This window comes from Bacillus sp. CGMCC 1.16607, from assembly GCF_042683745.1.
In the GTDB taxonomy this organism is placed as follows: Bacteria; Bacillota; Bacilli; order Bacillales; family Cytobacillaceae; genus Pseudoneobacillus.
On record NZ_JBHUJX010000025.1, the window covers coordinates 936,242 to 951,208 of the forward strand.

A 14,967-nucleotide genomic window follows, 5' to 3' on the forward strand; every position below is an offset into this window, starting at 1 on the left:
CAGAATATCCGATAATTCCCACACATAGAAAAACCACCATAAAAGGTGGCTTTAAGAGTATTTGCTTTTAGTTGTAGAATACCTTTGATAATAAGAATAAGATGTCACTTTATGCTTTGCTTCCGTCACCAACATGACGATGATTACTATGAGAAAAGAGAGGAGAAACAAAGCTGTGATCAGCACTTGGGAGAAAGCATTCAATTTTTTCCCTACCTCGGAAACATGTTTATTAAAGAATGTTTTTACTTCAGCATTTCCTAATACATGTCCGGAGAGTAAAAATTCATCTCGATCCGCGTCATAAAATATATAATCCTTTTTTGTAAAGAAAAAAATAGAGTCTCTTACTAGTTCATATTCAACAAAGGCTACAATTAAATTGGATTGGTATTCCTCAATTTTTTCTTCATTAGCTTCTGTTTTCGGATCATCAGTCTTAATTATCTTCGTTACTTTCCCACTTAATTCGATCTGATCAGTGATCTTCATTGATTGATCATGATAATAATGTACATTATTTTTAAGATAATTTTCCATTGATGCATTTACCTCTTTTGTTTCTGAAGCGTTAGAATGAGAAGGAAGGATCAATGTCATTAAAAAGGCGATCATAATAATGGAAATCAAAGAAAAATAGTTTTTCATACAATATACCTCATTTCAAATATTTTTTGAAAGGCAATTGCGTATGTTGTGCCAGTGAGGTGCCTTATTAAAAATATACAAATGAAGTGAGGATATAATGACAGTTATTTAACAATTATTTGAATTATTATCTTTCTACTCTCTCTTTTAGCAAGGTCTATAATGATGGTAAATTGCTTCACAGGTGATAGACACTTAATCATTTTTTCGATATTCACTTTTTAAGCCATAGCAATCTGTGAGTTCGAAAAGCTCTATATCACCATGTCCATTTAATTTAAATTCATAAGTATCATGAATAAAATCACTTTTAAAAACTACTCTTTCATCGTCTGCTAAAACAGGAACTAATTTGAACTTATAAGGAACACCGTACATTTTCGGAATGGTTGCAAATAATTCTTCCTTAAAATCAAATTTGATTTCTTGCCTTCCGTTTGCGTAAGTGCCGGTAAATTTATCAAATGGTATTGTTTTCGTAACTTTTGAAGGAATTTCTACGAAACTAGCAGATTTTCCAAGCACGATATTGGCAAGATCCTGACTCATTTGCGATACAGGCGTAATATTTATATTACTCAATACAATAACCGTTAAATCCTGGTGAAGGTTGATTTCAAAATAGCTAACGAAGCCGTTAATATCACCAAAGTGACTTGCTTTCTTTTCAGGTAGTTCTTCCAAAAACCAGCCATATCCATACGGATTCCCTGTAAACATTTGCTGCTGTAATTTTTCATCCAGTAATTCACTACGCTGTAATGCCTGTGACCACTTATATAAATCCTCTAAGTTGCTATACATCCCATACACTCCTAGTGGAAAGGACATATCAATGAAATCAGTATGTACTACCCTTTCCCATACGGTATGCCCCGTTGCAAGTGATTCAACAATCGTACGACCATTATCAACTCCAGTATTTGTTAATCCTAATGGAACTATTATTGAATCTTGAAGATAATCGGCATATGACTGCCCAGATATTTTTTCAATTATCGCGGTTAGTATTAAATAACCTGAGTTACTATATTCCATCTTTTCACCAGGCGTGAACTCTAAAGGCATTTCTTTAATAGATTCAAAAAATTGTGCAATAGTTGCTGGCAGTCTCATAGTTTTCGTCCAATAATCAGGAAAAGATGTAAAACATGGAATACCGGACGTATTGCTTAATAAATGGTGAATCGTAACGGCTTCCCAATCTCTGAACTCAGGTAAATGCTGTACTAACGAATCCGTTAGTTTTAATCGTCCTTGTTCATGCAACATTAAAATAGCCATGGCTGTAAAAGCTTTTGTCAAGGAACCGATTCGAAATTTTGTTGTTGTGTTATTTGGAATACTGTATTGATAGGAGGCTTGTCCGTACCCTTCCTTCAAAAGAATTTCTCCTTTATACCCTACTAACACAGCCCCATTAAAATAATTATTATCCGCTAACCCGTCCATATATCGTTTTAATTGACTGGATATTTCTAACATGATAAATCCGTCCTTTACAAAACTACTTTTTATCTAAACTTCTAAACTCATTCTCTAAAATACTCATTGTTATTGAGTCATGATACTGATGATCATAGTATAGTGCTTCCCTTTGGACACCTTCTTGCTTAAATCCGAGCTTTTTGTAAGCATGAAATGCGTTTTCATTATAGGAAAAGACATTTAATTCAATTCTGTGTAAATTCACGATTCCAAACCCATAATCTAACATCAGCTTCATCGCTTCACTTCCGTACCCTTTTCCTTGGTGTTCATGATTATTTATGGCGATTCTAATATTGGCATTACGATTATAATGGTCAATACTTTGTAAAGCGATATCCCCAATAACTTCATCTGTTTCTTTAATAGCAATTAGTAATAGTAAGGAAGATGAATCTTGACTTTTTCTTTCAATATAACTATGGATTTGCTCTTTAGTATAGCTTAACTGTGTTACAGTTAATTTGCGTACTTCCGGATTAAACAATGTTGAAAAATAAAATTCAGTATCATCTAATCCAATTGGTCTTAAATATACTTTTTCCCCTTCTAATAAACGAACATTCATGGATGCTCCTCCTCCCGCTAATGCCAATAATATACTTGTTATTTAATGATTTTTAAATATACAGTTTTAAAAGAAATGACAGGACAGTTACGATAGATTGCTAGAACCAAACCAAACATGATTTAATTTTTTTATCCCTTCATCGATTTTTTCTTCAGGTATTCCACCAAAACCTAAGATGAATTCCTTCTTTTCTACATCCTTATTATGAAATGCCTTCGCCACTCTTATTCCCTCTTGTTGAGCAATTAAGACTAACTCTTCCACTGTTTTCACATGATCTATTTGTAAAATAAGATGAAAGCCCCCGTATAATCCCTTTACTTTGCAAGTGTCACCAAAATATTTTTTAATAGACTCGATGAGAAGGTCGTGCTTTTTTCGATATAATGTCCTCATTTTTCTTAAATGTCGTTCCATAAATCCTCTATCTATAAATAATTCCAAAGCGCGCTGATGCAGCTTTGATGAAGATTGTTCAAAATAGATTTTGTTCTTCACTTCTAAAAATCGAGGCATAAGTGATTGTGGTAATACCATATATGAGATACATAAGGCAGGTGCCATTACTTGAGAAAAACCACCTAAATAAATCACAGGTGAGTCGACTTTTAACCCTTGAATGGCTGGATATGGTTTTCCATAATAAAATTCTCCGTCATAATCATCTTCAATAATCATACCATTTACCTTTTCTGCCCATCTTAGTATTTCAAACCGTTTATCCATTGACATGTATACTCCTACTGGGAAGGAATGAGAAGGAGAAACAGCCATTATCTTCACTTCGGATCCATACATTCCATCTATACTTACTCCATCATTTTCCATTGGTAAATAGGAAAGGTAAAAGCCCATTTGCTCAAAGGTAGAAGGTAGTAATGTATAACTCGTTTCTTCAACTGCAATCTTACTGTATACTGGCTTTAACATGAGGGACAGAATACTTAGTAGTAAAAATTGCTCTGCACCAATGATAATTTGTTCAGGTGTACATACTACTCCACGAACTTGTTGTAAGTATTTAGAAATAGCTGTTCGCAAACCCATTTCTCCTTGAGGATCTCCGAAAAACAGATTATTTTCATGGTCAGAATTTAATGCCTCCTGGTATAGACTCTTCCATATAGAATAAGGGAATTGTGAAAAATCATTTAATGACAAATGAAAGTCATAGGTAAATGTCGATCCTTTATTTGTCGAATTTCTTCCTCTACTCTCTTCCATTACCACACTTTTTGATTGTAAATCCGTAAAATCTTGGACAAAATATCCACTACGCGGCTTACTCTCAATGAAACCTTCTAACACCAACTGGTTATAGGCCATCTCTACCACAGTTGTACTGACTGCTAAGAACTCCGAAAGTTTACGTACAGATGGAAGTTTTGTACTTATAACAAGAGTGCCAGAATATATTTCTTTTTTTATATAATCATATAATTGGATATATTGTGGGATACCGATATCTTCTTGAAGATTTGGAAACAGCAACATATTTATCTGCCTCTCTTTCAATCTCTTTTTACACATCATTATCCTTTTAATATTAACCAATAGAATACATCCAAAACAATCCATTAATTAACGCTTTCTCTGAATATGTTTCCAATTCGTAGGAAGATCATATGTATGTAAATGTTCATACTTAACAAGTTTGACTTCATCTGGAATGATTGGTGAAATTTCGAATGTTAAGCGATCCTCTCCAACTTCAATGTGAGGACCGACTACTGGAGTCATTTCGAGCGTTATCAAAAAATGAAAGGAACGAAATTCACCAAGCCTTTCCATTTTAACAATTTTAATTTGATAAGGATAAACCATTGGATTTTCAGTTAAAAGTTTCGAGTAATTTTCATTCACTGCTTTTTCAATTGGTTTTCCCAAAAAAAGCATTAGCATATCTTGAAGCTGAAGTTCTCTGGAATCTTGATCTTGGTTTGCCGCTTCACACGTATTTTGAATCGTAAATATGATTATCAAAGCTAACAATAGGCTGGCAATCTTATTTCTCATCGTGCATCACTCCTGCATTTTTATCCCAAGATTAAATTTCCCTTTCGCTGATTTTTGATACAGAAGACATAGAAAAAAAGCCTGCGGAAAACGCAGACTTTTGGTTAAATGGCTTTAAGCTCTTTCTTTTCCTTTAAATTTCGATCATAAATGATAGTCGTAAAGATGGCAATCACAAATAAGCCAATTAATACTGTAAATAGCATTGACATTCCATATAAATCAACTAGCAAACCACCTAATACAGGCCCAATCATTCTTCCACCTGTTGCCGTACTATTAACGACCCCTTGATAAAATCCTTCTCTACCTTCGGGAGCTAATTGACTTGCAATCGTTGGAACAGCTGGCCATATTAGCATTTCACCAATCGTTAAAATGGTCATCGCCGCAATAAACCAGATAAACTGCTCAGCAGCAGCCGCAACGGCAAAGGATAAGATAAAAATAATGGTACCGATGATAATTTGAACTTTAATTGATTTAACACCTTTGATTAATTGGTTCATGATTGGTTGCCCTAATACGATTAACGCACCATTAAACGTCCATAAAATACTATATTGTTCAATGGAAATGTTAATTTCTTGAGTATAAGCCGCGATCGTTGTTTGCCATTGAACGTAAGCCACCCAACAAAGCAAGTACCCGATACAAAGGATTAGTAGTGCATATAGTCTAGAATGGTTTTTCACCGTTTGTTTCCCTTCGAAAATAGATGTTACTTTACCAACTGACGGTGAAATATTTTTATAACCTAGTAAAGCAATTAAGAAGAAAATAACATATAGCAACGTATTTCCTAGAAAAATCCATTCAAATGAATAGGATGCAACTAGTCCACCAAGTGCAGCACCTGCCGCTACTCCGACATTTTGAGCAACATAAATCGCATTAAAGGATTTACGTCCCCCTTCCTTCCAAACTGTACCCGCCATGGCATACATAGATGGAAAAATAATCCCTGATCCAAAACCAATGATCGTTAAGAAGATAACATATTGCGGCCAACCATGCCAAATCGTTAAGCCAATAAGAGAGAGAAGAGAAATTACAATTCCCAAAAGAATAGACTTATAGCCACCGATTTTGTCAAACAAACTTCCTCCAAATAAATTCCCTATTACACTAGCAGCTGAATTTAACATTAAGACAATCCCAGCAACCGTTAAAGATTTACCTAAATGGTCATGAATATAAATTGCATTTAAAGGCCATAAAAAAGAAGAGCCCGTAACATTCACTGCCATCCCGATGATTAAAAGCCATAAGGCACGAGGCATGAAAAACGCTCCTTTAAACTTCACTATTTCAAATAACAAAACAATTTTAGAGGTTTTTATCATAATGTGCAATGGTTTTATACATATTATTTTTCAGTACTCTTGTATATTTTCAACAATAGAAGCTAATCTCAAAATTGTTCCTCATTTCATATCACTCTTCAATTGAAAGATTTCATTCCCCTCTTTAAGATTGGTGTTCTTTTCGTTATGATTAGAGCACGTATTTTATTCATGTCTTCTGAAGGAGTAATAAATGCTTTCTTTTAAAAATTTTTTTAGGAAAAATTTCACCAAAAATGAATGGTTTTCTCTATTATTTATTGCCCTAATTACCTCGATTGCCAGCGAAATTAAAGTGATTCCCTTCAATGGGGAGGCTTTTCGTTTTGGATTAGGAAGTATCAGTTTCTTTTTACTGATCCTCATTCGTCCTCCAGGTTCTTTGATTCGAACAGGGTTTATAACTGGGATAACGGTTTTCTTATTTCGCATGATTGAAGATATGGTGTCGGGTCCCGCCTCTATCTCAATTAGTGTCAAGAATCATCTACCAGCATTTCTGTTCTATTTTATTCTTGGATTAGGTTTTAACCTATTAAAAATAGATAAATACAAAACCTCTCCCCTTCTTCTTGGAGCTTTGGCAGCCGGATTAGAATTTATCGGAAACAGTCTAGAACATCTCATGCGCTATTGGCTGTTAAATCATGCGAACTTAGGGGTATATGAATGGGCATTATTAAGTGGGGTTGCCATTTTCCGTAGCTACTTTGTGGTTGGAATTTATAGTTCGATAATTGTTTCGGAACAAAAAAAACGAATGCAGGAAATGCTCGAAATTGGGTCCGAATTATATAGTGAAACCCTTTACTTAGAGAAATCAATGAATCATATTGAACAAATTACGGCTTCTAGCCATGATTTATATCGTAAATTAAAAAAAAGGAATCTCCAGGAGTTGAGCGCTCAAGCGCTACTTATAGCCCAAGAAATACATGAAGTGAAAAAGGACTCACAGCGGATACTTTCTGGATTGTCTAAAATAACGATCCAAAAAAGAAATGAAGTACATTCTCTTTCTGATGTGCTTCGATTTGTGATAACAGCAAATGAAAAATATAGTGAAATGCTAGGGAAAAAAATCCATTTTAATCTGACACTTTCTACTGATTTTGATACGGATCAACAAATACCATTGCTTGCATTATTGAATAATTTGACAGCTAATGCTGTGGAAGCCATTACTAAGGTGGGAAAAATTGATTTCGGCATCTTTGAAGAATTAGGATCTACAATATTTACGGTAAAGGATTCTGGAAAAGGAATTCCCAAAGAAGATTTATCCATCATCTTTGAACCAGGTTATACGACAAAATTCAATGATCACGGAGTGGCCGCAACAGGGATTGGCCTATCCCACGTCCAAGAAATCGTTGATACCCTAAACGGTCAGATTCTTATTGATTCAAAAGCTGCGGGAACAATATTTCGAATCCAAATTCCCACTACGAATATTAGAAAGAGAGTTGATTGAAAATGCTCTATTTTATTGTTGATGATGATACAGCAAGTCGCAGAATGCTTGAGAGGGTTATTTCTGATGGTGAACTTGGTGAGGTAATTGGTGAAGCTGAAAACGGAGAAAAATCGATTCCACTGATTCTTTCTACACGACCCGATATTGTCTTAATTGACTTTTTAATGCCAAAATTGGATGGAATTGAAACAATTGAACTACTCCGTGCGAAAGGATTTCGAGGGCAATTTATCATGATTTCTCAAATAGTAAATAAGGAAATGGTTGGAGAAGCCTATGAAAAGGGAGTCGAATTCTTTATTCATAAACCGATTAATCGAATAGAGGTTCAAAGCATTTTAAAGAAGGTAGCTGAACAGTATCGGCTTAAACAATCATTAATGACGATAAAGGAATCTTTAGCATATATGGAAACAGCCAAGTTCACACCGAAACAGCGGAGTGTGAAAGAAATTGTGTTGTCGATATTAAATGATATGGGAATCATTGGAGAAGCAGGTAGTGGGGACATCATATTGATGATGGAATTTTTAATCCATCGCAATGATTCGCCAAAACTGCTACCCCCTCTAAAGGAATTATACGAAGCGATTATCGATCCCAATAAAACAGATCTTTCAGAAATAAAAAAAGAAAGTAAATCCATTGAACAACGAATTCGCAGAGCTATTATGACCGCACTTAACAACCTAGCTTCCTTAGGAACAATCGATTACACCAATCCCAAGTTTGAATATTATGCACCTCGTTATTTCGAATTTCAAGAAATAAGAGCGCGAATGAAAGAGATTGATAAGGACCGTATTGAAACATTGAAAGTAAAAATAAATATTAAAAAGTTTCTTCAAGTATTGTTCCTTGATACCGTAGAAAAATACGCAGAAACTTCATAAACTGTTCTCGTCACCCTAGTTCATTATTTAGAGCTAGGGTTATTTTCTATGAAAATAAAATTACTCATTTAGTCATGTCGGATTTTGTAGGATTTTATAATTTCTCCATATACTAAAATTATCTTCTACGCTCAAAAAACTAGTAAGCGTTTACATTCTAATATTTAGGAGAGGTGACTTAATGAAAAAGTTTAAATTCGGCTTAGCTTATCAAATTCTTGTTGGTCTTGCATTAGGGATTGGTGTCGGAGCCATTTTTTACGGAAACCCTGCAGTAGAAACTTATTTGCAACCCATCGGTGATATCTTTATTCGATTAATTAAAATGATCGTTGTTCCGATTGTTATTTCAACTTTAATCCTTGGTGTTGCCGGAACCGGCGATATGAAAAGGTTGGGTAAACTTGGTGGAAAAACCATTCTTTACTTTGAAATTGTTACGACGATTGCTATAATCGTTGGATTATTAGCTGCAAATATTATTAAACCAGGTATTGGGATTGATATGACAAAGCTTGCTAAAGGCGATATACAAAAGTATGTTGAAACTTCAAATGAAGTAACGAGCCATAGTTTTGCCGATACTTTTGTCAACATTGTTCCAAAAAACATTATTGAATCTTTAGCAAATGGGGACATGCTTGCAATCATTTTCTTTGCCGTTATGTTTGGGTTAGGAATTGCAGCTATTGGTGAAAAAGGAAAGCCGGTCCTCGCTTTCTTCCAAGGCACTGCAGATGCAATGTTTTGGGTAACCAATCAAATTATGAAATTTGCTCCGTTTGGTGTGTTTGCTTTAATCGGTGTCACGGTTTCAAAATTTGGTGTCGAGTCATTAGTTCCGTTAGGAAAATTACTCATAAGTGTATATGGAACAATGCTCTTTTTTGTTGTTGTTGTGCTTGGAATGATCGCAAAAATGTGCGGTACAAGCATCCTTCATCTCGTTAAAATTTTAAAAGACGAAATTGTTTTAGCTTATTCAACAGCAAGTTCAGAAACAGTATTGCCGAAAGTAATGGAAAAAATGGAGAAGTTCGGTTGTCCGAAAGACGTTGTATCCTTTGTTATTCCGACTGGCTATTCGTTTAACTTAGACGGATCAACTCTCTACCAAGCTCTTGCTGCAATCTTCATCGCACAAATGTATGGAATTGATTTAAGTATTTCGCAACAAATTACTTTAATGCTCGTTTTAATGGTTACTTCAAAAGGAATTGCAGGTGTCCCTGGCGTATCCTTTGTCGTTTTGTTAGCAACATTAGGTTCTGTAGGTATTCCACTTGAAGGCTTAGCTTTCATCGCAGGAATTGACAGAATTCTAGATATGGCACGTACCGTTGTAAATGTGCTCGGTAACTCTTTAGCAGCCATTGTTATGTCTAAGTGGGAAGGTCGATTTGACTTAAAAAAGGGAAAAGAGTACCTCTCATCAATTGAAAAAGCAGCATAAGAATGCGAAAACTAAAAGATAAGCAATGAATAAACAAAAGGCAGTGAGAAGACTCTTTCTCACCGCCTTTTGTCATTTTTAAAAGATAATGTAGAAGAAAAGGCTGATTTCCGCTCCAGGCGCTTGCTTTCCGGGTGGCGTTCGCCGAGCCTCCTCCTTCACTTCGCTCCGTGCGGGGTCTCGTCTGCAACGCTATATCCCCCAGGAGTCAAGCACCTTCCGCTCCAATCAGCGAGTATCTGCTTAAAAACTGACCCCAAAACATATTATATAGTCTTAGAAGTCATCATCAGGCATCCTGCTAAGTCCAAGCTGCTAGTTTCTTTAAATTCATGGCAGCAAATGTAAGCATCGCCTGCATGGACAATTTTTTAAGCCCTCGTAAGGTTGTCCATCGCATACCATGCTTTTCTTCGCATCTGAAAAGACACGTTCTTGAGAAAGATTTTTGCCATCAAGGTACGTCACCTCTTAAATATTTCCGGTTATCTAGTTGATTGGAGCGATGGGCGACGACTCCTGCGGGAAATAGTGTGAGCCTTTAGACCCCGCAGGGAGCAAAGCGAGTGAGGAGGCTATAAGCTCACACCCCGCGGAAAGCGTTCGCCCGTAGCGGAAATCAACGGTTTTTGAGTATAAACTTATTTTAATAGAAAAAAACTGCAGGCAAACTCGAAATTCTTCGAGTTTGTCTACAGTCTGATGAAACCAAATAAAATAGGTTTCCTTTTTGTTTATTCATTGCCTATTTTCTTCGAACAACCACTTTCTAGCTTTTTCCTCAAAATTATTGCTTTTCCAAGCAAGTATAGCGTTTATTTCCCCAAATTTTGAAATTTGATCTTGAAAAAACATATCACCAATGAAATAACCCAATCTATTATAGCCATATTTTTCACCGCCATAAATAGAAAACCATTCACGGAAAATAAACTCATTCGACTTAGTGGAATAGTCTTCAGCAAAGGCCATTTTTATTTCATTTCTATTTAATTCTGAAAATGCTAACCATTCTTCACCGTCATTATTAAATGAGAAATAGATAGAAGGGTTTAATCCCCCTACAATATTCCTAGAAAAATGTGTTGCCGCTCCTTCTTGATAAAGCCATGTAAGTGGGTTTTCCCATTGAATTTTTGCCCACTCTACATTTGCCTTATTTGATAGAATGTTATGGGCTGCATGACCAAATTCATGGGCAACAATTGTTTTTAGATGGTCCATTTCTGGCGATAATCTTTCTAATGCAAATGTTATGTTCGGGATAATTTGTCTGTGCGTAAAAGCATTTGACCCAAATCCACCTACAATTAAATTTACTTCAATAGGGAACTCTAGTTCGTAAAGTTTCAAATACTCATCTGTTATTTCATTAATAATCGAGACAATATTCTTATGAACTTGTTTAATTGTAGATAGATATTCTGTGTATTTATTAATTGACTGAATATGTCTCTCCTCTGTATCTTTACAATGGTAGGCAAAATATTCTTTAAATGCTTCTGGGAATTCATTATAGTAGTTACTTAAAAAACTTAAAGAAGGTTGATAATAATCGATAAAAAAGGATGCGGTATCTATAATTTTCATGTAATCCCTCCCCAATAACCTACATATTCTATCTACTAATTCTCCAAAGAGTGTACTATTCCTTCCAATTACATACTACCTATTTTTGTATAAACACGACCCATTTTTCATACCTGGTTACAAAAAAGTGCCTACTTGTGGAAGGAATTCCTTATTTTATAATTAAAGTGAAATTATGTAAAAAGGAGATGTATTCACATAAATTCTACTTTGGAAACTATCACATTTGATCAAATCGTTGCTGAACGAAAAAGTGTACGAAAGTACAAACCAGGTGTTCAAATACCAAATCAAATTTTAGACAATATTTTTAGCCTAGCGGGTAAAGCCCCCTCTTCATGGAATTTACAACATTGGAGATTCCTCATAATTAAAACCCAAGAGAAAAAAGAAAGAATTTATCCAATTGCTTGGAATCAAGAACAAGTTCTAGACAGTTCTTGTGTAGTCATTGTCTTAGGAGATACTGAAGCTTATAAAAATGCAGAAAAAATTTATCAAAGGCAAGTTGATTTAGGCTATATGTCTGAAGATTTAATGAATCATTACCTACTAAATTTGCCCAACATTTACAAAAACAAAGAAAACTTCGCTATTCATGAGGCAATTAGAAATGCATCATTGGCATCTATGCTGCTAATGCTGGCTGCCAAAAACTATGGAATTGATTCTTGTCCCATGATTGGGTTTAAAGAAGATGAATTGCGTAATGAATTGCACATACCAGATCGTTATATTCCTGTAATGATGATTACATTGGGATATCAATTAGATTCAACTGTTCCACATTCAACGATTAGATTACCGTTAGATGATTATCTATTTGAAGAAACATTCACGAAGGAGGAATTTATGTGATGAATGACCCTTTAAAGATAGTTTTAGACCAAATAGAAGCACATAACAGACACGATCTAAGAGCGCAAAAGGACTTTTTTGCAGATTCTTGCAGCTGGATTAGCGACAATGGGACATATATTTTAAAAGATATGGAACAATTTATCCCCCAATATGGAAAGGTGATTGAACAAAGTCCCAATATCCATATTGAAGTTAAAAATTATATGGTAGTCGGAGAGGTCGTTGTCTTAGAGGAATACATTTCTGGTACGATGTTAAAGGATGGGAGTGAACAACCACCTTATTCCTGCATTGTAACTTATCGCGTTAAAAATAATAAAATCACCAATATGAGAGTCTATTCAAGAGCAAATTAACTAAACTGTGGATAAAGGAAGGAGGCCAAGCATTGGCCCCCCTTTCTCTTAATGCCTTGTTCTACCTGTCTGATTTTGCTCCTGATGCATTTTCGATTTCACTGGCTGACCACCAGTTTTTTCATATGCCAATTTTGATTTTTTGATTACATCCATATCCTGACCAAATTCCACATCCTGATTATTACTTCCGTTCCGTGTCTTTTGTTCTGGATTATTCATTTTCGAACGCTTTGCCAATGTAGGTTCCCCCTATTAATGTCTAAGTAAAATCATATTATTTTGTGCTTGCTGCAACTGAAGACGCATACGATGAAGCTGCTCTCTTTGTTGCGAATTTGCACTATTAGCCATCGTTGCTAGATCATTAAAAGCTTCTTCTAAACCTTGGAGTGCATTTGTATAATCATCATCGTTGTAATGTTCCTGCATACTACCCTCAAGATATTGGTCTTGCGCGGTTCGGATCGCATCTTCACATCGTTGTAATAAATCATCAACTGATTGACGGGTTGCCATGAATAACCCTCCCTAGGTATGATCAATGTTTTTGAAGCAAAATGCCTCATATCTTATTTTGTTCATCTCTACATTTCCTATCACTTATCTTAAAAGTAAACTATATCCAAAATACCTTCTGCTTTATTTGTGACAAAGTCCATTGGATAACCCCTATTTTTCATGTTAAAATATGATATTACTTTAATAAGGAGGGACTGATTTTGAATCAGACAAACCCTTTTCCCTTTGCAACTGATGATAAAAGATATCATACGTGGAACTATCATCTTAGAAATGAGTTCGGACATAAAGTTTTTAAGGTAGCACTTGATGGTGGATTCGATTGCCCGAATCGGGATGGTACCGTTGCACATGGAGGTTGTACCTTTTGCAGTGTTTCTGGATCAGGTGATTTTGCAGGCAATCGTGTAGATGACTTAAACACACAATTCAATGAAATTAAAGAAAAAATGCATCATAAATGGAAAGACGGCAAATATATGGCGTATTTTCAAGCATTCACAAACACACATGCGCCAGTACATGTATTACGTGAAAAATACGAAACTGTCCTTAAACAAGATGGTGTTGTTGGTCTATCGATTGCTACAAGACCAGATTGTTTGCCAGACGATGTCGTCGAATATTTAGCTGAACTAAATGAGAGAACATATTTATGGGTTGAGCTAGGATTACAAACTGTTCATGAAAAAACAGCTGATTTAATTAATCGTGCCCATGATTTCGACTGTTATAAAAAAGGTGTCAGTAAATTAAGGAAACATGGAATTCGTATTTGTTCTCATATCATTAACGGCCTTCCACTGGAAACTCCTGAAATGATGATGAAAACAGCAGAAGAAGTTGCCAAGCTTGATGTACAAGGAATAAAAATTCATTTATTACATCTATTAAAAGGAACGCCAATGGTCAAACAATATGAAAAAGGCATGCTCAAGTTTTTAACATTTGATGATTATGTAAAATTAGTATGCGACCAATTAGAAATTTTACCACCTGAAATGATTGTTCATCGAATTACTGGCGATGGACCGATTGATTTAATGATTGGACCTATGTGGAGTGTGAATAAGTGGGAAGTTTTAAACTCAATTGATGCTGAACTTAAAAGAAGAGATAGCTGGCAAGGAAAACTGTATAAAAGCAAGGTGGAAACTAGAGGATGAAGATTGAAAGAGTATTGCAATTTGCTAGATCTTTAATGGAAAAAGCAATTCAGCCTGGTGATATTGCGGTGGACTCTACATTAGGGAACGGACATGATACATTATTTTTAGCCAATCTCGTCGGGGAGTCCGGTAAGGTATATGGATTTGATATACAAGAACAAGCCATTTTAAAAAGCAAACAAAGACTTGCTGAACATCACTTAGAAAATCGGGCTATTCTTTTCCATAAAGGACATGAACATATTCAAGATTTGATTCCTCCCGACTACCATGGAAAAGTAACGGCAGCCATTTTTAATCTTGGCTACTTGCCGGGAAGTGATAAATCCGTTGTCACAAAACCTGATACAACGATAGCGGCGATTGAACAACTGCTTCAAATAATGGCATCAGAAGGGATCATAGTGCTTGTCATTTATCATGGTCATCCTGAAGGAGCTACAGAACGTGATCATTTGCTTCAATATGTCAAAAACTTGGATCAACAAAAGGCACGTGTGTTACTGTATCAATTTTTAAACCAGCAAAACGACCCGCCATTTATCGTTGCGATTGAGAAAATTTAAGAAGCCTACCC

16 protein-coding genes and 1 pseudogene are annotated in these 14,967 nt (G+C 35.4%); 7 read left to right on the forward strand and 10 right to left on the reverse strand.

Annotated elements, in window-relative coordinates; genetic code table 11:
• Positions 1-51 precede the first annotated feature (51 nt).
• The 6 genes from ACFSO7_RS21225 to ACFSO7_RS21250 all read right to left on the reverse strand — a co-directional run bounded on the left by ACFSO7_RS21225 (position 52) and on the right by ACFSO7_RS21250 (position 6,006).
• A complete protein-coding gene (locus tag ACFSO7_RS21225) occupies positions 52-648 on the reverse strand; it encodes a hypothetical protein (RefSeq protein ID WP_377879394.1) in 597 nt (198 codons plus the stop codon).
• 195 nt (positions 649-843) lie between these two features.
• On the reverse strand, positions 844-2,133 hold the full coding sequence (locus tag ACFSO7_RS21230; protein ID WP_377879395.1) for a serine hydrolase domain-containing protein: 1,290 nt from the start codon (positions 2,131-2,133) through the stop codon (positions 844-846).
• A 22-nt stretch (positions 2,134-2,155) separates the two neighbouring features.
• Positions 2,156-2,704, reverse strand: a complete 549-nt coding sequence (locus ACFSO7_RS21235) for a GNAT family N-acetyltransferase (protein ID WP_377879396.1) — start codon at positions 2,702-2,704, stop codon at positions 2,156-2,158.
• 87 nt (positions 2,705-2,791) lie between these two features.
• Positions 2,792-4,201, reverse strand: a complete 1,410-nt coding sequence (pdxR, locus tag ACFSO7_RS21240; protein WP_377879397.1) for a MocR-like pyridoxine biosynthesis transcription factor PdxR — start codon at positions 4,199-4,201, stop codon at positions 2,792-2,794.
• Positions 4,202-4,288: 87 nt separating this feature from the next.
• Entirely contained in the window at positions 4,289-4,723 is a 435-nt protein-coding gene (locus ACFSO7_RS21245) for a DUF3888 domain-containing protein (protein ID WP_377879398.1), read from the reverse strand.
• Positions 4,724-4,827: 104 nt separating this feature from the next.
• Complete coding sequence (locus ACFSO7_RS21250; protein WP_377879399.1) at positions 4,828-6,006, reverse strand: MDR family MFS transporter; 1,179 nt, start codon at positions 6,004-6,006, stop codon at positions 4,828-4,830.
• Positions 6,007-6,262: 256 nt separating this feature from the next.
• On the opposite strand from ACFSO7_RS21250, the gene ACFSO7_RS21255 reads away from it, so the two are divergent.
• The 3 genes from ACFSO7_RS21255 (at position 6,263) to ACFSO7_RS21265 (ending at position 9,892) form a co-directional block, all read left to right on the forward strand.
• The gene (locus ACFSO7_RS21255; protein ID WP_377879400.1) at positions 6,263-7,543 is read left to right on the forward strand and encodes an ATP-binding protein; all 1,281 of its coding nucleotides are present in this window, start codon (positions 6,263-6,265) and stop codon (positions 7,541-7,543) included.
• A 2-nt stretch (positions 7,544-7,545) separates the two neighbouring features.
• On the forward strand, positions 7,546-8,439 hold the full coding sequence (locus ACFSO7_RS21260) for a response regulator (protein ID WP_377879401.1): 894 nt from the start codon (positions 7,546-7,548) through the stop codon (positions 8,437-8,439).
• Between the two features lie 181 nt (positions 8,440-8,620).
• The gene (locus ACFSO7_RS21265; RefSeq protein ID WP_377879403.1) at positions 8,621-9,892 is read left to right on the forward strand and encodes a cation:dicarboxylate symporter family transporter; all 1,272 of its coding nucleotides are present in this window, start codon (positions 8,621-8,623) and stop codon (positions 9,890-9,892) included.
• A gap of 301 nt (positions 9,893-10,193) precedes the next feature.
• Here ACFSO7_RS21265 and ACFSO7_RS21270 read toward each other — a convergent pair.
• Positions 10,194-10,327, reverse strand: a pseudogene (locus ACFSO7_RS21270) (transposase); the annotation flags it as partial.
• A 303-nt stretch (positions 10,328-10,630) separates the two neighbouring features.
• Positions 10,631-11,482 (reverse strand): DUF2268 domain-containing putative Zn-dependent protease, encoded by an 852-nt coding sequence (locus ACFSO7_RS21275; protein ID WP_377879404.1) that lies wholly within the window; start codon positions 11,480-11,482, stop codon positions 10,631-10,633.
• Between the two features lie 210 nt (positions 11,483-11,692).
• Here ACFSO7_RS21275 and ACFSO7_RS21280 point away from each other — a divergent pair, with 210 nt between their 5' ends.
• Positions 11,693-12,340, forward strand: coding sequence for a nitroreductase family protein (locus tag ACFSO7_RS21280; protein WP_377879405.1), 648 nt, complete (start codon positions 11,693-11,695; stop codon positions 12,338-12,340).
• Entirely contained in the window at positions 12,340-12,699 is a 360-nt protein-coding gene (locus ACFSO7_RS21285) for a nuclear transport factor 2 family protein (protein ID WP_377879406.1), read from the forward strand. The genes ACFSO7_RS21280 and ACFSO7_RS21285 overlap by 1 nt, the downstream gene beginning before the upstream one ends.
• A 48-nt stretch (positions 12,700-12,747) precedes the next feature.
• On the opposite strand, the gene ACFSO7_RS21290 is transcribed toward ACFSO7_RS21285, so the two are convergent.
• Complete coding sequence (locus ACFSO7_RS21290) at positions 12,748-12,939, reverse strand: glycogen biosynthesis protein GlgD (protein ID WP_377879407.1); 192 nt, start codon at positions 12,937-12,939, stop codon at positions 12,748-12,750.
• Positions 12,940-12,954: 15 nt separating this feature from the next.
• Positions 12,955-13,218, reverse strand: a complete 264-nt coding sequence (locus ACFSO7_RS21295; protein WP_377879408.1) for a YtzC family protein — start codon at positions 13,216-13,218, stop codon at positions 12,955-12,957.
• Between the two features lie 203 nt (positions 13,219-13,421).
• Between ACFSO7_RS21295 and mnmL the strand changes: the two genes are divergently transcribed.
• Positions 13,422-14,387, forward strand: coding sequence for a tRNA modification radical SAM protein MnmL/YtqA (gene mnmL, locus ACFSO7_RS21300; RefSeq protein ID WP_377879409.1), 966 nt, complete (start codon positions 13,422-13,424; stop codon positions 14,385-14,387).
• A complete protein-coding gene (gene mnmM, locus ACFSO7_RS21305; protein WP_377879410.1) occupies positions 14,384-14,956 on the forward strand; it encodes a tRNA 5-(aminomethyl)-2-thiouridylate-methyltransferase MnmM in 573 nt (190 codons plus the stop codon). The genes mnmL and mnmM overlap by 4 nt, the downstream gene beginning before the upstream one ends.
• Positions 14,957-14,967: the final 11 nt, after the last annotated feature.

What these genes read in the sequence shown, in the direction of transcription:
- ACFSO7_RS21225 (WP_377879394.1), bottom strand. Translation starts at nt 648, where the DNA reads ATGAAAAACTATTTTTCTTTGATTTCCATTATTATGATCGCCTTTTTA.
- ACFSO7_RS21230 (WP_377879395.1), bottom strand. Translation starts at nt 2,133, where the DNA reads ATGTTAGAAATATCCAGTCAATTAAAACGATATATGGACGGGTTAGCG.
- ACFSO7_RS21235 (WP_377879396.1), bottom strand. Translation starts at nt 2,704, where the DNA reads ATGAATGTTCGTTTATTAGAAGGGGAAAAAGTATATTTAAGACCAATT.
- pdxR (WP_377879397.1), bottom strand. Translation starts at nt 4,201, where the DNA reads ATGTTGCTGTTTCCAAATCTTCAAGAAGATATCGGTATCCCACAATAT.
- ACFSO7_RS21245 (WP_377879398.1), bottom strand. Translation starts at nt 4,723, where the DNA reads ATGAGAAATAAGATTGCCAGCCTATTGTTAGCTTTGATAATCATATTT.
- ACFSO7_RS21250 (WP_377879399.1), bottom strand. Translation starts at nt 6,006, where the DNA reads ATGCCTCGTGCCTTATGGCTTTTAATCATCGGGATGGCAGTGAATGTT.
- ACFSO7_RS21255 (WP_377879400.1), top strand. Translation starts at nt 6,263, where the DNA reads ATGCTTTCTTTTAAAAATTTTTTTAGGAAAAATTTCACCAAAAATGAA.
- ACFSO7_RS21260 (WP_377879401.1), top strand. Translation starts at nt 7,546, where the DNA reads ATGCTCTATTTTATTGTTGATGATGATACAGCAAGTCGCAGAATGCTT.
- ACFSO7_RS21265 (WP_377879403.1), top strand. Translation starts at nt 8,621, where the DNA reads ATGAAAAAGTTTAAATTCGGCTTAGCTTATCAAATTCTTGTTGGTCTT.
- ACFSO7_RS21275 (WP_377879404.1), bottom strand. Translation starts at nt 11,482, where the DNA reads ATGAAAATTATAGATACCGCATCCTTTTTTATCGATTATTATCAACCT.
- ACFSO7_RS21285 (WP_377879406.1), top strand. Translation starts at nt 12,340, where the DNA reads ATGAATGACCCTTTAAAGATAGTTTTAGACCAAATAGAAGCACATAAC.
- ACFSO7_RS21295 (WP_377879408.1), bottom strand. Translation starts at nt 13,218, where the DNA reads ATGGCAACCCGTCAATCAGTTGATGATTTATTACAACGATGTGAAGAT.
- mnmM (WP_377879410.1), top strand. Translation starts at nt 14,384, where the DNA reads ATGAAGATTGAAAGAGTATTGCAATTTGCTAGATCTTTAATGGAAAAA.